A 23,676-nucleotide genomic window follows, 5' to 3' on the forward strand; every position below is an offset into this window, starting at 1 on the left:
TCCTACGACCCGCGGGGTGTCGTGATCGCCTTGGACGGCGAGGCCTGGGTCGGTATGGCGGCGACGTCGAGGCATGAGAGTTTCATGTTCAACGACACCTACTCAGTAATCTAGATCGAGGTAATCGATGTCGTTGATTTCCACATCCGAAAGTCCCATAGCGCGACCGCCGCCGTCCTGGAAATACACTTCTTTGAACCCTTCAGCGATGATTCCGCGCATCTGCTGGTCGCTGGCCCCCGCGTCGCGGGCGTCGAAGAGGCGCTGTGCGTACTCCGGGGGGAGGTGCACGGTGAGTCGCCTGAACCGTCCGTCGTCTGTCGTGCCGACCGGCGCGGTGTAGCCGAACCGGGCCCGGGTCTCCACCGTGATCCCGCCCGTGGTGGCGGCCTGCTTCTGCCGGCGCTTGCGCACCAGCGGCTGCCACCGCTGCCGTACGGCGTCGTCAATCTTCGCGGCGACGTCGGCGCGGGCGTGTTTGCGGGCGCCGCGCCGGTAGCGGTTGACGGAGTCGGCGGTGACACCGATCTCCTGGGCGACGGCCTTCGCGCTGCCGAACTGCTTGAGCAGGAACCCGATCTGACCCTTCAACGTCTTGGGCGGGTCCTTGGTGAACGCCTCGCGGTCGGCCCGTTCGATCGCGTCGTCGATCTCCCCCACGGTCTACTCCCCTTCGTCCAGGACGGCGTCGCCGCCCTTGATGTGGCGCGCCGGGTTGAGGCCCTTCTCCATCAGCTCCACCGCCCACAGCATCGGCTGGACGCCCTCCAGCTTCGCCAGGCCGGGCGTGGGCCCGAGGCGGAATCCGCCGGGCTGCGGCTTGCCGGAGGCCGCGTACGGCAGGAAGTCCAGCGGGCTGGGGCCGGGGCTCGGGTAGACGACGCAGTCGGAGAGCACGGCGAGCGGGAACAGCCCGGTCATCCGGGACATGTTCAGCAGCTTGCGATGCATGTTGACGCGGGCCTTGGAGATGACGGCGGCGCGGATGTCGGGGCGCCAGGTCGGCCGCATCATGGCCGGCCACGGGTCGCCCTCCTTGTAGTTCTTGCCCTGTGGGTTCTCGAACAGCTTCCCGATGCCGCCCTTCACCGTGCCCTTGATCGCGGCCAGCACGGCGGCCATCGCCGGGTCGACGTCCTTGTGCCGCTCCATCGCCGCCAGGAACTCGGTGTCGGACAGGTCCTTGGTGACGCCGAGGTCGGCGAGGGTGTCGACGTACGCGGTCTTGAGCCGGTCGTGCCACGGGTCCAGGTACGCGCCGGTCTCCTTGCGCAGGTACGCCTCGATCGGGGCGACGTTGTAGCCGAGCTCCTGGGCGTAGGCGACGGTGTGCGTCTGGTACCAGGCCGGGCCGGTGGGGCGCTCGCCGGTCGGCGTGAACGGGCTGGGAAGGCGCGGGTCCAGCTCGATGCCGGACAGGTCGACCAGCCACGAGCCGGGCACCTTGGGGTTGAACGGGGGGTTCACGAAGTGCACCGGCTCCGACAGGCCGACCGTCAGCCGCGCGGCGGCGGCGAGGAACGCGGTGTTGAGGTCCAGACCCACCGCGAAGGGGAGCAGGCACTCCTCATCGGTGAGCGTGTCCACGTCCCGCACCCACTGGTACGCCTCTTCGTGCAGGAAGCCGCCCTTCCACCCGGAGTGGTAGATCGCGGGGTGCTCGGGCTGGCCCTCCGGCGGTGCCGGGTCCATCGGCTCCGTGCCTAGGCTGCCGGGGTTGAGGCCGGACACCCAGTTGCCGGTCGCCTCGTCGCGCACCGGCCGGGTCGGCGGGCGCAGTGCGGTCATCAGCTCCAGGCCGTTGACCGCCGTGCCGCCGCGCGGGGTGATGACCCGCTGGGCGTACACGCCGAGAACGCGGGCGACGTCGGCCGGCTCCATCTCCGCAACGCCCGGCCAGGAGCGGGAATCCAGGGCGTCCCACGGCAGGATCGCCAGCTGCACGCACTGCCTCTCGCGGCCCTGCGCCTTGCGGTAGATCCGCGCCCACGGCCCAAAGCCGCGCTGCGTGAGCTGCCACTTGGCCTTCAACACCTGTTTGACGACCGGGTGGTCCTCGGGCAGGCGCAGGCCGCGCCGGTCCTCGAGGCGCTCGGGCAGCCCGAGCTTCGCGGCCGCGGAATGGGTGAGGACGATCAGTGGGTCGGCGTCCTTGCCGTGGCGGTGCAGTTTCGGCGCTCCGAGGCCGGACTCGCGCAGCGTCCACTCCACCAGCTCCACCACGGTGGTCGCTGGGCAGTCGAGGACCAGGCCGTCGACGCCGTACGCGGAGCCGTCGCCATCGAGGACGGCGAGTGGGCCGTGGGGGAAGCGCGGGTCGACGGTGGGCGCGGCGGCCTTCTTCGCCGGGCGCCGGGACGACGTGGCCGGACGGGCGGAACGCTCGGGCGCGGCCGGGGCCTGAACCGGCGCTGGGGTCTCCGTCTGCTCGGCGGCGGCCTGGCCGGTGAACGTCTCGGGCACCTCCGGCTGCGGCGCGACGGCCGGGGCGTGCGCGGCGGGGGCGCCTCCCGCGGGGTACTTGGCCGCCCACCCCTTCAGCAGCCGCTGGTACGCCTCCAGGCGCGGCGACTTCGGCTCGGAGCGGCCGTTCTCGTAGTTCTTGACCGTCTGCGTCGACGTCTTCAACGCGACCGCGAGACGGGCCTGGGTGATGCCGGCGGCCTCGCGAAGCCGGGCGCGTTCCGCCGGGGGCGGGAGCTGCGGCTCCTCCTCCAGCAACGCGTCGATGTTCGCGAACAGCTCTTCCTCGGTTGCCACTTGATCTACCTCCTACCCTGAACTCTATCAGCGCTTGCCCTGTTTTTTAACCCACTTCTTTAACCCGATCGGATTTTTTCGGTAGGCTGATCTTGCCGTCGCGCGGAGCGGCGCAGACATCAGTCAGGAGGGGACAGTGACAGGATCGGGTCCGGCCGGGCTTCCAAGTGCGGCTCCGGCCGGTGACTGGTCGGAGAAGGTCCTGACCGGCACCGTTCTCCCCAGCGTCCTGGGCGGCGCAGTGTTCCAGCCCGAGGTACGCCCGGTGGTGGTGTTCGTTCTCGCGCAGCCGGGCATCGGCAAGACCCTGATCGTCGACTTGGTGCATGCCGCGCTCATGCGGCGGGGCGGTGCTGTACGGGTGGACTGCGACGCCTACAAGAACGTCCATCCCCGCTACGCCGCCTTCCTCGCTGAGGACGTGTGTTGCCCGGCGTTGAAAATGCCGACGGAGGCGGCGTTCACGGTGCCGACGAGTTGTGATGGCGACGCCCCGCCAGTGGGTGTTCCGGCGGGGCGGTTGTCGGCAAGGTGTCGTTTTCGTCGGTGAGGTGCCGGTGGTCCTAATCCACTTCGGGCGGCACGCGTGTGGCCTGGTGGTAATACATCCGCCAGCCTGCGGCGTGGTCCTTCTTGCGCCAGATCGAACTGTGCCTGGTCTTGCGTTCGCCGAGCAGGGTCTCGAAGGTCAGATGCACCAGGCCCGGCGCGAGCAGCACTCCCGAGATCTCCGAGGGCTCATATCGAGGACCGTCCGCCGAACTGCCTGGATGGTCGGGCAGTTCGGCGAGCATGGCCTCATATGTCCACCGCCGCCCCGACCCGCCGACCTCCACGAACTCCGGGTCGAGAAGCTGCGCGGCGCGTTCCCGAGAGGCGCGGACTTGCGGATCCATGAGCTGCAGCTCGCCCGCGATTGCCTGGTTCACATCGTCTGTTGCACCGTCCATGGACATATCCTCACCGAGCTCGCTGTTCGCGCCGCAACCCATTTCATCCGCCGTAACGAGGCACCGCCCGTTCATGCGGGCTCGAACGCTCAGTCGCCGACGACCTCGCTGACAGCAGCACGGGCAGCAGCCTCGTCGACGAGGTTCTTGCCAGTGGCGAACGCCGCGACCAGGGCCTGCAGGGAGAGGTTGTTGACCGCCCGTGGGTAGCCGCGCGAGGTCGTGTGGATCAGCGTGAGGGCGTCCTCGGTGAACAACTGGTCGGGGCGCCCGGCGATCTTCAGATGGTGGGCAACGTAGCTGGTCGTCTCCTTCGAGGTCATGCCCGGCATCGTGTAACGCAGGGCGGTCCGCTGCTCCAGCGCCGCCAGGACGGCGAGTTTCATGGTGCGTCTGAGGGTGGGCTGGCCGACCAGCAGGCAGGCCAGCGGGGAGTCCGGAGGCGACTATGCGGCTGAGACGACTGCGGACCGCGCCTTCCCGGGTGTGCTGCACCTGGTCCCCCCCGGTAGGTCGTGGCCGGGCTAGAGGTCCTGGACGGCTCGTAGCGCCTGGTCCACCCGGGCCATGGCCGCAACGTCGACGGGCCCGAGGAGTTTTGCGCCCTCGAACCGGTTGATCCTGAGCTGCACGATGTTGACGGCGACCGCAGTGCATGGGAGCGGATCGCCGATCACCACAGACATGGCCGTGTCCGGGAACCGGCCGCTCTCGTGCAGCACGATCACGAGGACGGCGCCGTAGGTCTCTTCCAGGCCGGTCAGGCTGATGATCAGGACGTTGCGGCCGTCGGGGAGTGCCCAGATCTCACCACGGTTCACAGGGTGTCGCCCTCGCCCGCCAGGTCCTCGCCGAGACCGAGCTGGGCCAGTTGGCGGGCAGCGTCGAGGGTGGCGGCGCGGCGGGCCGCGCGCACGACGTACGCGTTCACGCTCAGGCCAGCTTCCGAGGCGGCCGCCTTGATCGAGGGGGCGAGTTCCTCGGGGATGCGCAGGGTCATGGTGGTGACAGACATGGTTGCAGCCTAGCCACCAATTTGTGGTGGCGGTAGTCGGTGGCATGCTGTGTGACAGCCGGGGCGCTGCCTACTCGGGGGCGCCGAGGTCGGACCAGTACGGTGACCGACCTGACGGCCCACAGACTCACTGGCGAAGCAGCTTCGAACTGGCGGCAACGCCCCTGGCCCGGCGACCAGAACCGTCAGCCGCCGGACCGAGCGCTCAGCCAATGCTCAATGGATGTTCTGCGGATGTTCGGAGCGCTCCTGGACCACTGGACGTGTCACGGGTGCGGTGTCGATGATCCAGATGTTGCGCTGTCGGTCGGCCAGGATTGCGGAGAGTGCGAGGAGGAGTGCTCCCGCTGCGACGATGAGAGCGACCAGGAGTGCGCCGTCGACGCCGTGGGTGTCTGCGAGGCTGCCGGAGAAGGCCTGTCCGGCAGCTGTGCCGAGGGGGCCGCCGGCGCACAGGATGGTCATGGCGACTGCTGCCCGTTCGGCCGGGGCGAGGCGTTCGGTCAGCGCGTACAGGCTGATCATGTAGGGGGCGACGGTGAAGCTTGCGACTGCGACCGCTGCGGGGAGGGACACCAGTTGCGTGCCGATGAAGAGGATCAGCATGCCGGCGCAGAGGATCGCTGCGAACGAGACGTAGCGGGCGCGCAGGGAGAACTTCTGCGGGAGCCAGGCGCAGGCGGCGCCTGCAAGGGCGCTGCCGATGCCGAACTCGGCGTAGACGAGTCCGGAGGCACCGGGCTGGTCGATCGTGTTGGCGTAGACGGTGACGGCCGTCTGGACCGCGCCGAAGATCGCGCCCATGGCGACCATGGCGAGGAACATGACGGCCAGGGGCCGGCGGGGCAGGTACGGCCTTTCCTGCTGGCCGGACGGCTGCTGGTGCGTGGTGCGGTGGGCGTAGATGAGGGCGAAGGGGAGGGTGCTCGCTGCGAGCAGGGCCATGGTCGCGACCGCGGGCGCGAGGGGGCTGACGGAGGCGAGGAGCCCGACGAAGGCGGGGCCGGCGACGAAGCTCAGTTCGTCGGCGGACGCCTCGTAGGACAGAGCCGGGGACAGCAGGTGGTGTTCGTTGCGGGACTGCACCAGTCGTGACCAGTGCACCCGTACGAGGGGGCCGACCTGCGGCTGGGTCAGGCCCACCAGGGCGGCCGCGGCGAACATGCCGGCCCGGTTGCCGTGGCTGGCGGCCAGCAGGGCCGCCCAGGCTGCGAAGTTGGCGAGCGCGGCCGCCACTCCAACTTTCCGATGGCCGTGACGGTCGGTCATGGCTCCGACCACGGGGCCGCCGATGGCGATGGCGATGCTCTGGGCCGCGCTGGCGAGTCCAGCGAATGCGTAACTGTGGGTCGCTGCCTGGAGCAGGATGAGCGTGGAAAGAGCTGAGGTCGCGTACGGCAGGCGGGCCAGGAATCCCAGGGGGAAGAAGCCGACGCCTGCAACACGCAGCAGGGAACGGTAGGACACGATGTCTCCGTCGGGCACGTCAAAGGGACGCGCCACCCAGCCACCAACGCGTCGACGAGCCCGATTCTGATCATCAACGTAGCGGAGGCGGCCGAGGGCTGTATAGATCCCTTGAGAAGAGCGGCTGGGACGATGTGCTCGGCACCGGGTGCGGGGGCGCTGTCAGGCCGCCCTCTCTGGAAGTTCGGCTCGGTGTACGGGATGGCCGGGGATCATGAAGGGCTGCTCAGCTTGTCGAGCAGGAGGTCGCGCAGAGCGTCGATGTCTGCGTCGAGTGCCACGTCGATCTCGCGTCCGAGCCGTGCGTTGTCGTATCCGGAGCGGGTGTCTATGAGGGTTGCGCCGCGTGCGGGCGTGGAGTCGCACACCACATCGACTGCCAGGCGCCGGCACTTCAGTGTGCCGGGCCAGATCGCCTCGGCGACGGCTACCGCGTCATGCAGGACAAGGCCGTCCACTCCGAGTTCCCGCTGGTAGTGGGTGCGGTACGGGGCGCAGACGGAGACGAGGGAAGACCCGGCGGGGCCGGAAGCGGCGAGCGTCTTGAGCCAGTCGTCACCCACCCAGGCCCGGTGGGTCAGGTCGACGGGAACCAGCGTCGTCGGTACGTCGGATTCGACCAGGACGCGTCGGGCCGCCTCGGGGTCGCTCCACACGTTGAATTCCGCGGTCGCGGTGACGTTGCCGCCTGCTGCCGCCCCACCCATCACCACCAGGCGGCCGATGCGAGAACGGAGCTCGGGGTAGACGGCCAGGAGCAGCGCGATGTTGGTCATGGGACCGATCGCCGCGATGGTCACGGGTGACTGTGCGGTCTTCAGGACGCCGGCCAGTACTTCTACGGCCGGGCGGGCTTGTTCGCTTCCCCGAGGAGCCGGAAGCGAGTCTGACGCTCCGCCGAGGCCGTCCTTGCCGTGGGCGTATTCGGCGCGGTGGGGGTGGGGATATACGAGTGGGCATTCGGCTCCTCTGGCCACCCGTACGTCGTCGCGGTCGCACATCGCGAGCACTCTCAGTGCGTTGAGGGTGGTCTGCTCTACGGCTGCGTTCCCGAACACTGTGGTGATCGCGCGGAGGTCCACGTGGGGGCTGCGGGCGGCGAGGGTGATGGCGAAGGCGTCGTCTATGCCGGGGTCGGTGTCTATCACAAGGGGTACGCGCTCGGAATTCACTGAGTTTCTCCATCCTGCCGGGGCTGATGGCCGTGAGAATTTCTGCGAGTTGCTGGCCGGCAGCTACTACCGGTCCGAGGATATGAACTTCTCATTCAGCCAGGCGCTCGCCTTCTCCAGCGGTCGTCTGCGCATGGTCACGGACATTCTTTCGGGGAAGCTCATCTCGGCGAGCGTCTTTCCTGATCCTTCTACCTCGAATATGGGGGTCCAGCCGCCCAGTTTTCCGCGCGGCGCAACGATTTTCCCCCGAATGCGGTCGGTCCATACCTGGACCTCACTCTTATAGGCGACACCGACCGAGCTCACGGCATCCGCTCCCCGATCTTCTCCCTTAAGTGCCGTGATGTGCGCGATTTCTTGGGCTCCCATGCCGTCGACAAACCACTTCACAAGTGCGCCCGGGAGAGAGTTCCAGGAATCGATCTCGAGTCCCGTGTCTTCGACGATCACAGGATCGTCCCAGGAAAGTTTGATGACCTGTTCCAGCTTGTTTCTGACGACCGCCTCCGGCGTCAGGGACTGGATCTCGTGCATGTCGACCCGTACCCCTTGGATCTCGGGGATGATCTGTTTAGCTTCTCCCAGCTTGATGGGGTTCGTGCTCGCGAAGAGGATATTTCGCACTGCGGCAGCTACCCTAACTATGCGTCGTCTTTTCGATACCATTTGGGGGATTCGGATCGGCTGCCCTCGGCCTGCAGGAATCTCCCGGGTTCCAATTCCTTGGAATTGTCGTACGGCTGGAATCCGTCCCGGAATCGCTGCCGTATTTGGCTCCTGATGTCCTGCCCTTTTGATCCCATCCTGCGGTGAAACGAACTGTTGGGCTGCAGGAGGATGAATACCCTGTCTCGCACCTCGTAGGTGAAGCGGTTGTGGCCTGGCCCGTAGAGCGGTGCGAAAACGGGAACGAAGTAGTCCTCGCCATCGAAGGAAAAGCGCCACTTATCATTCAGCAGGTCTTCCTCCCGAAGAGTGCGGGCTTCGGTCTCGTCGCACTTCATCAGGGTTTCGATCAGGGTGCGGAGCAGATTGCCGATCTGCACCATATCCTGACCGAATTCACTGGCGGGGAACGAGTAAATGAAACCGTCCATGGTCTCACGGAGAGCGGCACGAGTGAAGTGATGGAGCAGTCCGACGGAAGACCTTACGTGTTCCGTGACGGATAAGGACGGGTCGTACTCGGGGGCGCCCCAGAGGTTGGCCGTGACAGCGAAAGGGCAGTAGGTGCGATTGGCGATGGGGGCGAATTGCTTGACAGCCGCTGCCTGCCTGGGGTTGTGGTCTCCTCCGGAGAATGCATCGAGCGCCCGGTCATGGAAGCCGTTCTCCAGTACTTCCACGAGATCCAGTTCAAGAAAGACTCCCAGATCCAGCAGGGATATCTGGAATTCTGCTATCACTTCAGACAGAGGTCCGAAGGCGTCCTCGCCACCGCTCCCATAGCCGTGGCTGTAGAGTGCGATGTTCCGCATAATGTCAGTTAATGACGTCCTGCTGAGCGCCAGGACCTCTCCGATTTCCCGGTGCCTGCCTGTTGCCCGCCGGTCATCGATGAGTTTGCTGATGGTCGCGTTGTGGCCGAGGTCCTGATATGACTTCTTGAGTGCCACACCGTAGACATCGGCTATCCATGAGCTCGTGGCGTAGAGGCTGGCAACCGATAAGCCCACGGCCGGCAGGTCGCGGCGCTCGACGGCGGTCTCCAGGTTGGAGCACAGGTCAAGGAGGTGGAAGGCCGCGGGAAGAGGGCCGGCTCCGTGGCCTTCGCGGAGGGCGATCCGTTCCACTGCGGCCTGGATCTGTCCCACGTGGAGCTTGGATGGCCGGTGGGATTCCTGTTTGGTTCCGGTGACTATGACCGAGCCTGTGGCAGACCGGCCGTTGTCACCGTTAGGTGAATCAGGTTTCGTGACCATTGAGTTCCCCCCGTCGTAGAATCTGAGGAATTCTCTGCATCTCTGGTAGACCGTGCTCGCTCGTCGCTGTTACTCAAGATGGCGGAATATCTCCGGGAGAGTCATGACGACGGGCACCATGAGATCATCGAAGTGATCCAGGTCCTGCAGGGCATTGCGTGCGTCGTGGAAGATGACGCACCTCAGTCCTGCGTTCTGCGCAGCCAGTGCATCATCCACGGTGTCGCCGATCAGGACCACCTCATCAAGAGAGGGGTACCCGAGGGCGGCAAGGTGCACCTTGAGGTGTTCTGCTTTTGTGTCCGCCCCGGATCCCTTGTAGCCATCGGTGCGTAAGAAGTACTCCGCGATCCCATATTTTTTGATCTCCGGGACCAGTTTCTCATGGGGATGCATGGACAGCAGCGACTGAGTCCGGCCGGCCGCGGCCCACTTCCTGAGGACGGCGTCGGCGTGAGACGTCAAGGCCAGATTAGCTGAAATCCCGCGATAGGCGGCCTCGAAGTACCGCTGGAGAGTGCCGTGTTCGGCAGCGCTCAGCGGGCGTCTCGCCAGTTTCTCGAAGAAGGTGGATATGGGTCTGGTGAAGTACTTGCGGTGGTCCGCAATGGTGACCTCAGGGAGGCCGGCAGCGGCAAAAGCCGCGATAACCGATCGCATCATGATGCGGCCGTCACCGAGCAACGTGCCGTTCCAGTCCCACACGAGATGACGGGTACCTGTCATATCCATTCCTGTCCCTGAGCGTTTCACCAACGAGTCGGGCAGGGCCTGGAGCCGTTGCTCCAGGCCCTGGATCGCCCCGTGTCCGGTCGACCGAATCGGGGCTACTTCTCGATCGGCGCGGCCATCGCGCAACGGCAGTCCACGTGGGCGTCGGAGCTGCTGTCCCGCAGCGACCGGGTCATCTCGCCCACGATCTGCCTGAAGCGAGCGGCATGACGCCGGCGCGGCTCGTGCCAGTCGTGGGCGTTCATGTCGTGGTCCGACAAGCCCGCGCCCAGAGTGATGACGCCGGCGAAGGTTGCGAAGCACATGCCGGCCTCGCGAGCCATGATGCAGTCGGTCCCGTTGGTGTGGCCGATGACGTCACCGCCGAGCTGCGCGAACATCCTCACCTCGGCCCGGGTTTCGAACCGCGGCCCCGGGACGCACACGCAGCAGCCCCGCGGGGCCATGTGGAATCCCAGGCTTTCCCCTGCACGAATCATGTGCGCCCGGAGGTTGGGGCAGTACGGCTCGGTCATGTCGGCGAAGCCGAACCGGTCGTCCTCGAAGAACGTGAACTGCCGGTCCTTGGTGAAGTCGATGAACTGGTCCAGGACGAGCATGCTCCCGTTCGGGACCGAGTGCCGCAGCGTGCCGACCATGGCGGTGGTAAGCACCATCCGGACGCCGGCTCGTGATAAGGCGTCCATGTTGGCCCGGTAGTCAATCGCGTGCGGAGGGACCGGCCGCCCGGAACTGTTGCGGGGCATCACGATCAACTCGTACCCGTTCAGGGTCCCGACCGTTGCCTTCACGGAGCTGTCGCGCGTCGGCAGTTGGACTTCCCTGGCGTTGTCCAGCCATTCACGGGCATCGACATCCTGACTTCCGACGATTGCAAGCTCGGCCATATTCTTCGCTCCTAGTGATGGCGTGAATGAGCGCACGGGTGACCCGCCAGCTTTTCTGGCATGAGATGGAGGACAGGCGGCGCACTGCAGCACCGGACATGTAAGACTTCTGGGCTTTCAGCAACGGACTACGAAGGTGTTCCCGGCGTGCAGATTTCCTCGTGCAGAGCTCGGGTCCCCCTCATACATGAATGCGCCAGCGGACGTTACATCGCCCAGCCACGGCCCCTTACCGTTGCTGGGCGATCCACGCCGATTAAAAAATCGACATGGATCAAGGTAGCAAGGGTGATCACACAGGGGATGCGATTTTGAGCCGCCTCGAAAACCCGCATCCCCATTGCATCAAAGCTTCATTTCCGCCTCAGCCGCCAGAGCTCCGACAGGGTCTCGCAGTAAGCGTTTTCCCTGCTCACCCGGGTTGTTGGTCGTCACCGATGGAGACGACACCGGCACATAGGGTCTTCACAGGAGTGGGGGTCCTGGTGGCTGGATGGGCCATGTTGACTTTTGATCCGTATACAGGATCACGTACCTGTCTCCCCCCTGCGCGATCGCGTCGGGACATCACACGCGTCCCCAGGAGGCCGCAACCGAACCCCAAGGATTCAGGCATCCGGCCCAGAGGCGGGCAGACCAGGCCCCCAGCATGCACTCTCTCACCTGCGGCATCTTTTCGATCGCGCCCTCTGTCAGGGCATCGCTGCTCACACAGGTCGGGCTGCACTCCCAACTACGCCTCAATGATCGCCAAGAGGCACTGGACTGCCGGCGCATGGCAAACATGTTTCCGATCGTGCGAACGAAGGTGCCAGACCAGGTGATGCGCATCGAACGGGTGCCGAAGTCCCAGTCCCAGTTCCTAAGGGCCGTCCCGTAAATGATCTTCGAGGCGTCTCTGGCATGGTGGGCCGCCGTACGGCCCGCTGGTCTATCCGGCGAGGGCGAGGTTGTGCATCCGGGCGATGCCGAGCATGGCGTGGTGGACGCCGTCGCCTTTGAGGCGGCAGTCGCGGAGGATCTTCCAGGTCTTCATGCGGGCGAAGACGTGCTCGACGCGGGCCCGGACCTGCTTGTGGGACTTGTTGTGTTCCTTCTTCCAGTCCGGGAGTTCGCTCTGGCCGCGCTCGCGGCGGTGCGGGATGACGAGTCCGGTGCCCGGGTAGCCACCGTCGGCGATCGTGAGGGTGTTGCCGACGGCGGCCTTGGCGCCGGATTCCTCCCATGCCTTGCAGTCGTTACGGTTCCCGGCGAGCGGCCGGCCGACCACGACGACCAGGCGGGTGTCGGCGTCGATGACGACTTGGTGGTTGGTGGAGTACCGGTAGTTCTTCGACCGCTCGGCCACGGTGTGGTCCCGGGTGGGGACCAAGGTGCCGTCCACGATGAGCACGGTGTCCCTGGCGAACCGCTTGCGGGGCTGGAGCGCGAGCATCGGCCCGAGATGGTCGATGATCCGGTCTGCCGCCGACTTGGACACCCCAAACAGTGGCGCGAGCTGCCGCATGGTGAGGTTCGTGCGCCAGTAGGCCGCGACCAGCAGTGCTCGGTCCTCCAGAGGAAGGCTCCACGGCCGGCCCCTGCGGACCGCGTCCGCACCTGCGCGACGCAGCGCCGTCACCAGCTTCCCGAACTGTCGCGGGCTCAGCCCGGTGAACGGGGCTATCCAAGACGACTCCGACGCCGTGATCACACCAGCCACACCAAGATCATTCCAGGCCGGTTAGGGTGCCATCTTCGAGGCGACGGACTGGAGACGGATCATGAAGCAGAACGAGGCCTTGCAACTCGCGGTGACGTTTCTCGCCCGCAGCCAGCGCGATGACGAGCCTCCTCTGGCTATCGACACAGAGCGGGTCCGTGAGAGCAACGGGCTCCTGATCGTGCCCTGCAACTCCGTGCAGTACCTCGCCTCGCGTGATGCGCGAGAGCAGCTGTTGGACTGCTGGCCCATCCTCGTCGACCTTGAACGTGGGGATGTTCGGTTCGGGACCCTGGACGAGCGGCATCTGTGGAGGAACCCAAGCGCCTGACGGCTGTCCCGCAACCACAGTTACGGGACAGCCCTTAGCCGTCGGGCTTAAACGGTCACCTCCCTGGGACGACGCCCGCATCCGGCAGACCGTCGACACCCTGTAGCAGCACACCCGCTGACCGCGTCAAGGCCCGGAGCCTCCTGCCGGGCCTTGACGCATTTCCGGAACCGACGCGGGACGGCGAACCTGCCCGGGCCTGTCGGGGAGTAGAGGGCTACGATCGGGGCTTGCTGGTCTCCGCGTAGATGTCGACAACGTCACGTGCCTGCCAGGCCAGCCGGTAGGCGAGAACGACGATCTGGAAGAGTTCGGCCGTACTCGGCAGTTCTTCGTCGGCGAAGTTGGACCCGACATGGCGGTAGTGGACCGTGTTGGCGACGGCGGTGACGCCGGCGGGCAGCAGCCCGTCCTTCTCGGCCCGCTCGTAGGTCTCCACGACGTTCGATGACCAGCTTCCCGGGATGTCGCCGTAGTAGCAGTGCGCCAGTTGCAGGGCACACACACGCAAGACCTCCCAGCTCGATGCCAGGGCCCGCTTCGGCTCCGACGCCGCGAGGGCGCACGCCTCCTCAAAGCTCAGGCCGGTGACGATTTGGGGGATGTCGGTCCGGACCGACGTGAGCCAGTCGGGCACCGGCTGCACCTCCGCCGGCCGCCCTCGCGCCGCGACCCACTGATCACGCACCCGGTCCGCATCCGCGCCCAGTGCCGCGGCGAGCTTCTCCACGACCGGCCAGGTGGGCAGACGCCGCCCGGCGAGCGCCTCGCTGATCGTGCTCTTGCCGTACCCGGTCCGCGCCGCCATCTGACGGATGGAGGGTGCGCCCGCCGCAGCGTGCAACTGACGGAGCTGGTGGGCGAAGGCCTCAACTGCGGTCACGGCAACCTCCGGTGGTACGGCTGTGCCCGCCCAGCGTATGAGGCCCGCGGTACCGCTGTCCGGCGTTGTCCGGCAACCGTCCGGACAGCGCCGCAACCGTGCCGGAGTCCTGTCCGGACACCTGCCGGACACGATTTCGTGGACATTGCTGACCCCGCAATTGGCTCTGCGGAACCGGGCAATTGGGCGCCCGGCAAAGAAGTTGGCACCGTTTCTAAGGAAAACAGCTGCCGCACTGCATATAGGAGGCGACAGCCACCTTACAACCAGCACCCACAGGCACTGGTTTGCGAGCCAAGGAGACAAGGAAGAGTATGCGCAACAACCGTACGGGGGGCCAGGATGCCGAGTCCTGGGACACCGCGAGCAAGGACAGGCCGGACCTGCCGGAGCCCGTCCAGTACGACGTGGACCGCGTCGCCGAAGTGGTTGCGGCGGGCTTCCGGGGGCCGGTGTGGCACCAGATGGCCGACGAGATGTACGCCTACTCGTTCGGCCGGCTGTGCGCGGTGATGCGCCGCACGGAAAAGCTCATGAAGCTGACCGAGAAGTCGCCGACTCCGCTCTCGCTCACCGACGAGGACCGCGGCACGTTATACCGCAGCGCCCCCGACCGCGAACACCTTGCCATCCTGACGCTCAACGTCGCCATGGAGACCTTCCCTCAGCGGCTGAAGACGGGCGGGTACGACCCCGTCCGCAACCCCGGGAAGAACGGCAAGCATGCCCACCTCACGTCGTACTTCTACGGAAGGTGCGGACTCGTCTTCCCCCGGGTCTTCTACACCTGGCGCACCGAGCGCACGGACCGCTTCCTCCTGCATGCACCGCGGATGGGAGACGGCATCCTCGCCCACGCGCTCGGTCAGACGGGCCCCGAGCCGGTTCCCGACGACGTCGCCGCCCTGTGCGACGCTCTCACGGCCATGATCAACGGCCTCAGGCCACGTGACCGGGCGGTCTGGCTGCTGACCGTGGACAAGCTCTCCCAAGGTGAGATAGCCGACCTGCTCGGCATCAAAATCGGCGACGTCCAGAACGCCCGCACCCGTCTCAAGCAGCAGGTGAAGATGCGCAGGAGTCGCGGCGAGCTGTACGTCCCGCCCTCGATCGAAGCGGAGTGGGCCCGCAGGCGGGCCGAGGACAAGACCAAGAAGAAGGCCGCCTGATGAGCACTCCGACGCAGCAGCCGGGGCCTCCCCCCGTACCGCCTCCGCCCCGGATGAACACGACGCGCCTGACGGGTACCACCGTGCTCAGCGGGGGCGCCGTAGTGAGCGCGCTCACCATCGCGGGCGCTCCCTGGCGGGTGGTCGCAATCGGCGTGGTACTCGCGATCGTGACGCCCGGCGCGATCCTCTTCGTCCAGTCCGTCGTCCCCCAGGACTCCGAGCACAAGCGGGATCTCTGGCTGGCCTTCATGCGGTTCCTGGAGCGCCGCCGGCAGCGCAGACGGAACGGCCGGAGCCGCGAGTAGACCGCCTTGTGCGCGAAGGCTCAGCTGGCGGACAGGATGCGCAGGCCCGGGTCGCACTGATCCAGCTCGGACGGGATGTCCTCGCACCGTCAGCCGCTCCGGGGAAGCCTTCTTGCAGGCGTGCAGGTGGTCCGGGGCGCGGAGAACGGACGCATGGCATCACCACGCACAAATTAGTGGACTAATAAGTACCCTGTGTGATGCTCGCGGAGTCGCCCGCCTCATCACCCCCGGGACCACCATGCCTGTCTGCTTAGCCCTCCTGATCACGGGGGCGGCACTGCGCCAGATCGACCGCGCCCACTTCGCCCCCCGCCGGCCCTATGCCGCCGAAGCCGCCCGCCTCATAGCCCTCCAGCGGACCCGCGCCAACGACCTCACCCCGGTCCTGCTGCTGTCTGGACAGTGGATACAGATCACCGGCTGGTGGATGCTCGCGGACCACGGCACCCTCCCGGCCACGGTGGCGGCGGCAGCCGTCGCCGTGCACTTCCGCCACCTCCAGGAGATCAGCCACGCCGCCGTCCACGGCGTCCTCGCCCGCACCGCCCGCACCAACCAGCTGCTCGCCGAGATCGGCGCCCACCACCCCCTCGGCCTCGGCCCCCTCCCCGCACGCCGCCTGCGCCACGTCCGGGACCACCATCCCAACGCCACCCTGGACCGCGACCCCAACCTCGCCGAACTCCGCCGGGCCGGACTGCGCCCCGGCACCACCCGGGCTGCTTATGCGCTGGCGCTGGTCCACCCGCTCACCCCGCGCGGCATCCTCGCCACCGTCGCCGGCCTCGCCACGCACCTGCGCGGTACGGGAGCCTGGCACCGCGCCGCCGCTCTGGCCGCCGTCGCCGCGGCCGCGTACACGGCCGGCGGTTGGCCCGCCCTGATCTACGGCCTGTTCATCCCCCGCCTCCTGCTCTACCCCCAGCTCGCCTGGATGTCCCTGCTGGTCGAACACACCTGGTTCGACCCCGAGCACCGCACCGGCACCCCCGCCCACATCGAGGCCGGCCGCTGCCTGCGCCTGTACCCGCGAAACCGTGCCCTGGCGGCTGTCGCCGCCGCGACCTGGCTCCCCTACGGCGACCTCCACCACTACGCACACTCCGCCCACCCCGGCCTGCGGTGGAACTACCTGCCCGCCGTCGAACGCCACCTCGCCCCGCCCCACTACACCCCCGACGGACTCCTGCTCGGCACGGACACCGTGGCCCGCCGCCACCACCAGGCGCTCGCCGCCACTACTGCGGCACCGCATCCCGAGATGGTCTGACCAGGTACAACGGCTGTGGCCCCCGAACACCGAGGTGTTCGGGGGCCACAGCCGTATGCGGGGCAGGTTCAGAGGTCGTCCGGGTCGATGCCCTGCGCACGCGCGAGGGCGAACAGGACGCATTCCGGGTCTTCGAAGTTGAGCGGTGCGGTGGCGCTAAGGGACTGCCCTACTGTCACTCCGCGTGAGCGCCCATTTCTCAACCTGCACCCAGGCGATGGCTTCAAGTGGGTAGTGACTACACTCGCCGACGCCGTGATCGCAGGAGCCCGCAGAGTAGAGGGACACGAAGATGCAGAATCCGCTCAGGGATGGCGGTCCGCTCGACATCGCCATGGGGCTGCTCGGTTTGCTGGTCTCGATCGCTCTCTTGTGGAAGGGCATACAGATGGCCCAGAACGGGGGCTCGTACTGGTGGCCACTGACGGCAGGCGTGATGGTCGTCCTCAGCCTGCATGGCCTTTACCGGCGCTGCCGGGCGAAACGCCAGAGTAGTCCGTAGGCACGGCGCCGCGAACTGGTCTGGTGGGTCTCGTCAGCGTGTTGACTGTTCGTCACGGCGTTTGATGTGCATTGCGGGACCGGTTCCCTGGATGCAGGACGCCCGTGGTCCTGGTTGATCATTTCTGTTCTCTACGCAGAATGATCATTGGGGAGCCACAGGCTTGGTCAACGATACGACGTTGTTGCTCGGTCTCGACGGGGTGTCCGTCGTGCGGGTCGAGTCGCTGGCCGACGGAACGCGTCGGGTGCACCTGATCACGGCGGACGAGGCGGCGCGGGCCTGCCCGTCTTGCGGGGTCATCGCCTCCCGGGTGAAGGGGCCGACGGTGACCCGGCCGCGTGATCTCCCCTTCGGAGAGAGGAGGTTGGAGTTCTTCTGGCACAAGCGCCGCTGGTGGTGCCGCGAGCCGAAGTGCCCGAGGAAGTCGTTCACCGAGAGCATTGCGCAGATACCGGCCGGAGCGCGGGTTACCGCTCGGCTGCGGGAGGCGGCCGGCCACCGGGTGCGCGATGCCGGCTCCACGGTCATCCAGGCCGCCCGCGACCTGCATCTGTCCTGGCCGACAGTGATGGGCGCCTTCCGTACATCGGCGCGCGAGGTCGTCGACGCCCCACTGCCCGAGGTGAGTGTGCTGGGCATCGACGAGACCCGGCGAGGCAAAACGAAGTGGGAGCAGGACCCCGACAGTGGCAAGTGGCACCTGGTGCGGGACCGCTGGCACACCGGCTTCGTCGACGCCCTCGGTGCCGGCGGGCTGCTCGGCCAGGTCGAGGGCCGCACTGTCGCCGACGTCCTGGCCTGGCTCGCCACCACACCGCTGACCTGGCGAAAGAGTATCCGCAACGTCGCCACCGACATGTCGGCCACCTACCGCGCGGCGGTCCGCACAGGTCTGCCGCACGCGATCGTCGTCGTCGACCACTTCCACGTCGTCCAGCTCGCCAACAAGATGCTCTCCATGGTGAGGCGCCGCACCACCGCCGAGATCCGGGGCCGACGTGGACGCGCCGCCGACCCGGAGTGGAAGGCCAGACGACGCCTCCTGCGCAACCGCGAGGATCTCACCGACAACCAGTTCGCCACCATGTGGAACACCCTGCTCGGCGAGGGGAAGATCGGGCAGACGCTGCTGACAGCGTGGATTGCCAAGGAGAACCTGCGCAACCTCCTCGCCCTGGCCCGCACCGGGGCCGACCGCCACCAAGTCGGCCATGCCCGCTGGAAGTTCCTCACCTGGTGCGCGGACTCCGACATCCCCGAAGTCCGTACCCTCGCTGCCACCATCGACCGCTGGTGGACCGAAATCGCCGCGTTCATCGACACCGGCCACAGCAACGCCAAGAGCGAGGGCATCAACCGCGTGATCAAGCTCGTCGCCCGCAACGCGTTCGGCTTCCGCAACGCAAACAATCAACGGCTACGGACACGCTGCGTCACCACCCGCCGTGCCCGCGGACACCTCCGCACCGCTCAACTTTGAAGACCCCGCATTCCATCTTGTCCAGACGCTGCGCGATCGGCCGGTCCCCCGGCGAGCCGACGGCGCTGGCGAGGGTGTCGGCGAAAGCGGCGTTGGTGTCCTCGGGCACGTGAGACTCCAGCCAGTTCATCAGGGGGGAACGGTCGTCATGCCAGGTCAAATTGGGTTCAGCGGCGTGATGCCGGTGCCCGCGTACAGTTCGGGTTCCAGCGACAAGACCGTGAGCGGGTCTCCCGCCTTCACGGCCTGCCAGGCGATCGCCGCCGCGTGCGCCACCGGCCAGTCCACGCGCGCCCAGTCCATCGCATCCACCGCGTGCGCCGCGGTGAACGGCACGTTCTCCGCGAACCGCAACGATGCCGCGTGTCTGCCCGCGCCGGCTACTTGCCGCTCAGCAGCTACTGAACTTGAAAGCGTGATGTCGGTGACGATCACCCAGCCGACGCGCGCGTATTGGTGTGGTAGCTCAACGATCTACGAGTGGCGCCGGGCGGTGGGCTGGCCGACACGGAGACACCCGGGAGCGGTCATGGCCGCGGGCCGTGGACGACTTCGATCTCCAGCCTCGGGGTCTGATGGGAGTTCACCTGAATTCGGCCCCAGTCTCCGACGAGCGCGAAGTCCCCGGCGATCCACGTGAACTCGTCGATGGTGCCGTAGTCGATCTCCCCGCTCGCATCCCGGGCCGGCGGAGTCCCCTGGTCAGTCCAGGTGAGGCCGCGCACGGCGTCGAAACAGAGCAGAGCCGGACGGAAGCAGGCCCGATCGTCTCCCAGCGGCGGGCCGAAGTTGGGATGCCCTGGATCGAGCATCAGGTCCAGCCTGAACATCAGCTTCCCCGGGCGGGCTTCGATCCCCAACACGTAGCTGCCCTCGAGCTGGATCTTCTCGAAGCCCGGCAAGCTGCGATAGTCCGCCCGCATCCGAGACCTCCCTGGTGCCCACGTCGTTCTACGACGACGACACGCTACCCCTGCCCATGCCCTCCCCGGCCGCCCAGGATCAAGATGGGCACGCTCACTGCGTCGTTGCGAAGGCGGGGGCAGCGGTCGAGGGTGCTTCGCTGAACCTCAGTCCCGTTTCTGCGAAGCAGCCGTCAATCACCTGCGGCCTGTACTGCAACATCTTGAGCTTGCGCTTGACCGCGCGGGTGATCTGGCCGAGGTCGGCGGCTGCGAGGTTGCCGAGGTCGCGCTTCACCAGCGACCAGATGCCCTCGGTCGGGTTCAGATCAGGGGCGTAGGTTGGCAGCTGGAACACGATGAGCCAGTCGGAGTTCGCGGCGATGAAGTCCTTCATGCCGGCGGTCAGGTGGAGGCGTACGTTGTCCCACACGACCACGATCGGGGCGCCGAGCTGGATGTGAGCACGGACGATGAGGTCGCGGAAGTCGCGCCACCCGAACCCCTTCGGCTCGCCCTTGCGGCCCCGGTACTCGCGGATCGCGTAGATCAGCCGGGATCGCTCGCCGGGCTTGTAGCAGGTCATCCCGGCCATCGACACCCGTCCGGAACCGCGGCTGCGTACCCGTACGACCGGTGTCTGGCCCACTCGGCCCCAGGTCCTGGCTCGCGGCGGAGTCATCGACTGCCCGGCCTCGTCCTCGAATACCAGGTAGGCGCCACGCTCCGCCGCGGTGCTCTTACCCGCGGCCAGATCTCCTTTTTCCACACCTCGACCGCGTCATCGTCACGCTCGATCGCCCGCCGCGCGGGCTGCTGCCATGACCAGCCGTGCCGCCGCAGCATCTGCCAGGTGCCCTCGACGGTGTAGGAGACGTGGAACAACCGACCGATCAACGTCTTGATCCGCGCCAACGTCCACCGCTGATCCACCCACCCATGAGCCAGCGGACCGCGCTCCAACTCCCGTTCCAGTCTCACGACCTGGGCTTCGCTGAGCTTCGAGCGCCCCGGCGAGCCCTTCGACAGCACGCCGGCTTCGCCCTGCTCGCGCCAAGCCCGGCGCCACCGCTCCACCGAACGCAGGCTCACCCGCAACGCGACCGCTATCTCCGCGTTCTTCTGCCCGCCCTCGAAACGCTCGACGGCCTGCAGCCGTAAACGCTCCCGCGCTGTCCTCCCAGCGTCGGTCAACCCGCCGCCCTGTGCATACCTCACCCGCACTGAACTACCGGCTCGGAGGGCCCGATGTCCGACGAAGGGGACCGACATCACGCTTTCAGGTTCAGTAGTACCGAGAGCGAGGGAATGATCACTCGTCCTGTGCCGCGTGAGGCCTCGATGTAGAGGCCGGTGAAGAAGGGATCGGCGCGGAACAGGGCGGCCAGAGCGGTGTGGTCCAAGACAGCGGTCAAGTTCATGCGGCTGCGTCGCCCTGATGGGCCCGAATCATTGCCCAGGCGTTCTGGCCGGCCTGCTGGACCGGTTCGGTGTACTCGATGCCAAGCTCACGGGCCGCCTCGACGGCCCGCTGTTCCCGTTCGGCCGCCGTGAGCTCACGCGTTGCGAGTTCTTCCAGCAGCTCCGTAATGGTGGTGCCTCGCTCGTCAGCGAGGACGCGCAGCCGATCGCGCACTTCCTCGCTCGTCTTGATGCTTGTCGGCTTACTCATAGGCCCGATTCTACCGCCGGTAGAATCGGGCTGCGGCTCTTTTGTTGTAGGCAGGGATCGCCGCCCTGGGCTCCCGCGCGGCCCGGGGCGACGGCAGGCGTGGGTGCGCGGCTCGGCGTTCTACCAGCCGGTCATGTCGACGAGGAGGTCGCAGCGCGGACCCTCGGCGGCTGGCCGATGGTATTACTTTCCCGAAGGCCCAACCTTGCTATTCCCACAAGAGATTCACGCGTTGGATTGGTTCTGGCGAGAGTGGCCGGACCAGCCGCTACGCGCTTTCAGCGCTAGCATCAGGAGCGGTCACTTGAGTTTCGTGATCTGATTATCGTCGCCGTACTCGCCCCAAAGCACCGTGTGTCCGTTCGTCGCCCCAGCCCACAGGGTCGCAGTGCAGCCGTCGTTGAATCGAAGCAGCACTTCGCTTCTTTGCCTCCCCTTGCCACTACTCCACGTCCCATTGCCTCCCTTTTCCTTAACCCCGTCGCCCGAGCAACTGAAATATTCGAGCTTAATGTCACTAGCCGTAAAATTCCCATTCTTTTGCAGGTCCAGGGTGGCGGACCCCGACTTCCAGATGCGTATGAGAGAGGCGGTGGATACGAAGCGCCCTTCCGGATATTTTTCGTAGTCTGTCGATGCGTAGCATCCGGACAGGAGGAGGGCGGCAACGGCAAGGGATGCGATGAAATATGGTGTTTTGTATTGCATTCCAATTACCCGGCTGGACTGTGTCACTTCTTCTCCCTGCACTGGGAGGCCGCAGTGCGGATACCCGTCGAACAGGGAACCGCGCTGCAGCCTCCGAAACTCCGACTCGGACTGATTCTAGTTCATGATTACCGTTCGGAAGGTAATCGTCATGTAGTGCGAGGTCGCTGCGCCAAAGAATGCGACTATTCCGTCATTGTCGTATCTTTGGACTGCACGATCGGCTGCCGTTCCGTAGCCTGTCGCGATGTGGGCGAAGGACGACATCGTCATGTTGTTGGTGATGGTGATTCGAGCCTGCACGCCGTTTCTGTTCGCTCGAAGAATCTTGTATTTCGCAGTGTATGACCCGAGTACGGCCAGGGAGGCGTTGCGGCCACCGCTCATGAGGGACCACCCATCGGTGAGGAACTGCTTGATCTTCCCCTGAGTGCTCATCGCGCCGATCGAGTACGGCTCGAGGGTGCCTTCCGTCTGACCTCGCGACCATTTCCGCATGATCTCTTTCCGTTGGGCAGCGGTTACGTCGCTGACCATGACCTGCTTGGCTACTTCGCTGTCTTCGCCATAGGTCGTGGCTCCGTCGAGAGAACCTGCACCCCACTTCAGTCCGATCTCCCGAAGGTCGTCATTGCCGCCGCCCAGGATTGCATCCCCTGGGTTGCAGGAGACGAGGATCTGCATTGCGGCGCATTCGCGTTTTTCCGCATAGCCGGGGGCGGCAATGCCTGGCGGAATGTAGGGGAGGTATTCCGGCTGGGGTCCGATGAGAGGTCCGGCGGCCACGCCGCAGCCTACGAGAGGTGCGCAGCCGCCTGAATTGCCTGCGCTCGATCCGGTACCGCTTGTATGTCCCGTACTGCTGGTGCTCGCTGTGCCGCTGCCCTCGTAGCATCTATGCCTGTCGCAATAGTCACCGCCTGCGTTGTTGCCGTCGACGTCGTGGTAGCCGCCTTGGGAGTCGACCCAGTCGCCTCGGCATGCGTCATCCGCGCAGAACCTCATACCGCTCGGGTCGGAGAACGTGGAGGGGTTGTTGCCCGCGTAGGCGTAGCCGTTGAGGGATTGGGCGTTGTTGGTGTCGAGGAGCGGGTCGACGCTGAGGAAGCGGCCGGTGGTGGAGTCGTATTCGCGGGCTCCGATGTAGGTGAGGCCGCTGGTGGAGTCAGTGCTCTTGCCGAGGAAGGTCTTGTCATCCGCCCAGACGCCGGTTCCGCCGGAGCGTGCGGCGCCGAAGGGGGTCTCGTAGCGCTTGGTGACGGCTTGGGTGGTGGCGTCGAGGCTGAGAGTGGAGGTGCCGTGCGGATCGCCGGCGAGGTAGGACAGGGTCTGGGATCCGCTCTTGTTGGTGCGCAGGGCAATGGTGGTGCTGCCGACGCTGTAGTAGCGCTGCGCCCAGTACTTGGCGGTCGAGGTCGAGGTGTCCAGGTGAACTTCGGTTGTGCCGAGGTAGAGGACGGTTTCGCCGCTGGTGTTGCGGCGGATGAGGAGGTTGCCGTCCGCGTCGTAGACGTGGCTGGTCGTGCTCTTGGTGGTGCCGCTGCTGGACTTCACGGTGACGGTGTCGAGGCTTCCGGCGGCGTTCCAGGTCAGGGACTGGGTGTCAGTGCCGTTGGGGCGGGTGGTTGTCGCACCGATGCCGTTGTAGTCGTAGGCGGCGGTCACACCGGTGCAGGAGGTCGCGGTGGTCGTCGCCGTGAGGCGGTGGGGCTTGGCGGTGTTGTAGCAGTACGTGCGAGTTGAAGTTCCCCCCTGATCTTGGACAGCGTGTTTCTACGCTGCGGGGGTGAAGTCGTGTTGCAGCCTAGCTCGGGTTTCGAGCGGGGTGAGGTACC

29 protein-coding genes are annotated in these 23,676 nt (G+C 66.3%); 7 read left to right on the plus strand and 22 right to left on the minus strand.

Features of this window, described 5'->3' with window-relative positions:
* Nucleotides 1-102 precede the first annotated feature (102 nt).
* Nucleotides 103-660 (minus strand): XRE family transcriptional regulator, encoded by a 558-nt coding sequence (locus tag AB0958_RS38930; RefSeq protein ID WP_366895201.1) that lies wholly within the window; start codon nucleotides 658-660, stop codon nucleotides 103-105.
* A gap of 3 nt (nucleotides 661-663) precedes the next feature.
* Complete coding sequence (locus tag AB0958_RS38935) at nucleotides 664-2,760, minus strand: helix-turn-helix transcriptional regulator (protein WP_366895202.1); 2,097 nt, start codon at nucleotides 2,758-2,760, stop codon at nucleotides 664-666.
* A 136-nt stretch (nucleotides 2,761-2,896) separates the two neighbouring features.
* Between AB0958_RS38935 and AB0958_RS38940 the strand changes: the two genes are divergently transcribed.
* A complete protein-coding gene (locus tag AB0958_RS38940) occupies nucleotides 2,897-3,310 on the plus strand; it encodes a zeta toxin family protein (RefSeq protein ID WP_366895203.1) in 414 nt (137 codons plus the stop codon).
* 13 nt (nucleotides 3,311-3,323) lie between these two features.
* On the opposite strand, the gene AB0958_RS38945 is transcribed toward AB0958_RS38940, so the two are convergent.
* The 11 genes from AB0958_RS38945 to AB0958_RS38995 form a co-directional block, all read right to left on the minus strand.
* Nucleotides 3,324-3,710 (minus strand): nuclear transport factor 2 family protein, encoded by a 387-nt coding sequence (locus AB0958_RS38945; protein ID WP_366895204.1) that lies wholly within the window; start codon nucleotides 3,708-3,710, stop codon nucleotides 3,324-3,326.
* 89 nt (nucleotides 3,711-3,799) lie between these two features.
* Nucleotides 3,800-4,096 carry a hypothetical protein gene (locus tag AB0958_RS38950; protein ID WP_366895205.1) on the minus strand — a complete coding sequence of 99 codons (297 nt, stop codon included), beginning with the start codon at nucleotides 4,094-4,096 and terminating at the stop codon, nucleotides 3,800-3,802.
* A 138-nt stretch (nucleotides 4,097-4,234) separates the two neighbouring features.
* On the minus strand, nucleotides 4,235-4,531 hold the full coding sequence (locus AB0958_RS38955; RefSeq protein ID WP_366895206.1) for a hypothetical protein: 297 nt from the start codon (nucleotides 4,529-4,531) through the stop codon (nucleotides 4,235-4,237).
* Entirely contained in the window at nucleotides 4,528-4,725 is a 198-nt protein-coding gene (locus AB0958_RS38960) for a toxin-antitoxin system HicB family antitoxin (RefSeq protein ID WP_366895207.1), read from the minus strand. The genes AB0958_RS38955 and AB0958_RS38960 overlap by 4 nt, the downstream gene beginning before the upstream one ends.
* A gap of 216 nt (nucleotides 4,726-4,941) precedes the next feature.
* Nucleotides 4,942-6,192 carry an MFS transporter gene (locus AB0958_RS38965; RefSeq protein WP_366895208.1) on the minus strand — a complete coding sequence of 417 codons (1,251 nt, stop codon included), beginning with the start codon at nucleotides 6,190-6,192 and terminating at the stop codon, nucleotides 4,942-4,944.
* Between the two features lie 212 nt (nucleotides 6,193-6,404).
* On the minus strand, nucleotides 6,405-7,364 hold the full coding sequence (locus AB0958_RS38970; RefSeq protein ID WP_366895209.1) for a nucleoside hydrolase: 960 nt from the start codon (nucleotides 7,362-7,364) through the stop codon (nucleotides 6,405-6,407).
* A gap of 66 nt (nucleotides 7,365-7,430) precedes the next feature.
* Nucleotides 7,431-8,033, minus strand: coding sequence for a non-canonical purine NTP pyrophosphatase (locus AB0958_RS38975; protein WP_366895210.1), 603 nt, complete (start codon nucleotides 8,031-8,033; stop codon nucleotides 7,431-7,433).
* Nucleotides 8,009-9,181, minus strand: coding sequence for a YqcI/YcgG family protein (locus AB0958_RS38980; protein WP_366895211.1), 1,173 nt, complete (start codon nucleotides 9,179-9,181; stop codon nucleotides 8,009-8,011). The genes AB0958_RS38975 and AB0958_RS38980 overlap by 25 nt, the downstream gene beginning before the upstream one ends.
* A gap of 177 nt (nucleotides 9,182-9,358) precedes the next feature.
* The gene (locus AB0958_RS38985) at nucleotides 9,359-10,015 is read right to left on the minus strand and encodes an HAD hydrolase-like protein (RefSeq protein ID WP_366895212.1); all 657 of its coding nucleotides are present in this window, start codon (nucleotides 10,013-10,015) and stop codon (nucleotides 9,359-9,361) included.
* A gap of 101 nt (nucleotides 10,016-10,116) precedes the next feature.
* A complete protein-coding gene (locus AB0958_RS38990) occupies nucleotides 10,117-10,944 on the minus strand; it encodes an MTAP family purine nucleoside phosphorylase (protein ID WP_366895213.1) in 828 nt (275 codons plus the stop codon).
* A gap of 895 nt (nucleotides 10,945-11,839) precedes the next feature.
* Nucleotides 11,840-12,610, minus strand: coding sequence for an IS5 family transposase (locus tag AB0958_RS38995; protein ID WP_366895214.1), 771 nt, complete (start codon nucleotides 12,608-12,610; stop codon nucleotides 11,840-11,842).
* A gap of 61 nt (nucleotides 12,611-12,671) precedes the next feature.
* Here AB0958_RS38995 and AB0958_RS39000 point away from each other — a divergent pair, with 61 nt between their 5' ends.
* The gene (locus AB0958_RS39000; RefSeq protein ID WP_366895215.1) at nucleotides 12,672-12,941 is read left to right on the plus strand and encodes a YrhB domain-containing protein; all 270 of its coding nucleotides are present in this window, start codon (nucleotides 12,672-12,674) and stop codon (nucleotides 12,939-12,941) included.
* 217 nt (nucleotides 12,942-13,158) lie between these two features.
* Here AB0958_RS39000 and AB0958_RS39005 read toward each other — a convergent pair whose 3' ends face one another.
* Complete coding sequence (locus tag AB0958_RS39005) at nucleotides 13,159-13,824, minus strand: helix-turn-helix transcriptional regulator (RefSeq protein ID WP_366895216.1); 666 nt, start codon at nucleotides 13,822-13,824, stop codon at nucleotides 13,159-13,161.
* 314 nt (nucleotides 13,825-14,138) lie between these two features.
* On the opposite strand from AB0958_RS39005, the gene AB0958_RS39010 reads away from it, so the two are divergent.
* The 5 genes from AB0958_RS39010 to AB0958_RS39030 all read left to right on the plus strand — a co-directional run bounded on the left by AB0958_RS39010 (nucleotide 14,139) and on the right by AB0958_RS39030 (nucleotide 18,559).
* A complete protein-coding gene (locus tag AB0958_RS39010) occupies nucleotides 14,139-14,993 on the plus strand; it encodes a sigma factor-like helix-turn-helix DNA-binding protein (protein WP_366895217.1) in 855 nt (284 codons plus the stop codon).
* Nucleotides 14,993-15,301, plus strand: coding sequence for a hypothetical protein (locus AB0958_RS39015; protein ID WP_366895218.1), 309 nt, complete (start codon nucleotides 14,993-14,995; stop codon nucleotides 15,299-15,301). The genes AB0958_RS39010 and AB0958_RS39015 overlap by 1 nt, the downstream gene beginning before the upstream one ends.
* Before the next feature lie 241 nt (nucleotides 15,302-15,542).
* Nucleotides 15,543-16,574: a fatty acid desaturase gene (locus AB0958_RS39020; protein WP_366895219.1), complete on the plus strand. Its 1,032-nt coding sequence runs from the start codon at nucleotides 15,543-15,545 to the stop codon at nucleotides 16,572-16,574.
* Between the two features lie 292 nt (nucleotides 16,575-16,866).
* A complete protein-coding gene (locus AB0958_RS39025) occupies nucleotides 16,867-17,076 on the plus strand; it encodes a hypothetical protein (RefSeq protein ID WP_366895220.1) in 210 nt (69 codons plus the stop codon).
* Nucleotides 17,077-17,239: 163 nt separating this feature from the next.
* Nucleotides 17,240-18,559 (plus strand): ISL3 family transposase, encoded by a 1,320-nt coding sequence (locus AB0958_RS39030; RefSeq protein ID WP_366895221.1) that lies wholly within the window; start codon nucleotides 17,240-17,242, stop codon nucleotides 18,557-18,559.
* A gap of 156 nt (nucleotides 18,560-18,715) precedes the next feature.
* Here AB0958_RS39030 and AB0958_RS39035 read toward each other — a convergent pair whose 3' ends face one another.
* From AB0958_RS39035 to AB0958_RS39070, 8 genes are all read right to left on the minus strand, one after another.
* Nucleotides 18,716-18,994, minus strand: coding sequence for a hypothetical protein (locus AB0958_RS39035; protein WP_366895222.1), 279 nt, complete (start codon nucleotides 18,992-18,994; stop codon nucleotides 18,716-18,718).
* A gap of 92 nt (nucleotides 18,995-19,086) precedes the next feature.
* Nucleotides 19,087-19,482: a hypothetical protein gene (locus tag AB0958_RS39040; RefSeq protein WP_366895223.1), complete on the minus strand. Its 396-nt coding sequence runs from the start codon at nucleotides 19,480-19,482 to the stop codon at nucleotides 19,087-19,089.
* A gap of 94 nt (nucleotides 19,483-19,576) precedes the next feature.
* Nucleotides 19,577-20,143, minus strand: a complete 567-nt coding sequence (locus tag AB0958_RS39045) for a transposase (RefSeq protein ID WP_366895224.1) — start codon at nucleotides 20,141-20,143, stop codon at nucleotides 19,577-19,579.
* On the minus strand, nucleotides 20,140-20,679 hold the full coding sequence (locus AB0958_RS39050; RefSeq protein WP_366895225.1) for a winged helix-turn-helix domain-containing protein: 540 nt from the start codon (nucleotides 20,677-20,679) through the stop codon (nucleotides 20,140-20,142). The genes AB0958_RS39045 and AB0958_RS39050 overlap by 4 nt, the downstream gene beginning before the upstream one ends.
* Before the next feature lie 53 nt (nucleotides 20,680-20,732).
* The gene (locus AB0958_RS39055) at nucleotides 20,733-20,876 is read right to left on the minus strand and encodes a hypothetical protein (RefSeq protein ID WP_366895226.1); all 144 of its coding nucleotides are present in this window, start codon (nucleotides 20,874-20,876) and stop codon (nucleotides 20,733-20,735) included.
* A 2-nt stretch (nucleotides 20,877-20,878) separates the two neighbouring features.
* Nucleotides 20,879-21,133, minus strand: coding sequence for a hypothetical protein (locus AB0958_RS39060; protein ID WP_366895227.1), 255 nt, complete (start codon nucleotides 21,131-21,133; stop codon nucleotides 20,879-20,881).
* Between the two features lie 300 nt (nucleotides 21,134-21,433).
* Nucleotides 21,434-21,868, minus strand: a complete 435-nt coding sequence (locus AB0958_RS39065; RefSeq protein ID WP_366895228.1) for a hypothetical protein — start codon at nucleotides 21,866-21,868, stop codon at nucleotides 21,434-21,436.
* A 90-nt stretch (nucleotides 21,869-21,958) separates the two neighbouring features.
* Nucleotides 21,959-23,506 (minus strand): RHS repeat-associated core domain-containing protein, encoded by a 1,548-nt coding sequence (locus AB0958_RS39070; protein ID WP_366895229.1) that lies wholly within the window; start codon nucleotides 23,504-23,506, stop codon nucleotides 21,959-21,961.
* Nucleotides 23,507-23,676 lie beyond the last annotated feature (170 nt).

Source organism: Streptomyces sp. NPDC006655 (assembly GCF_040703965.1).
Classification (GTDB): Bacteria; Actinomycetota; Actinomycetes; order Streptomycetales; family Streptomycetaceae; genus Streptomyces.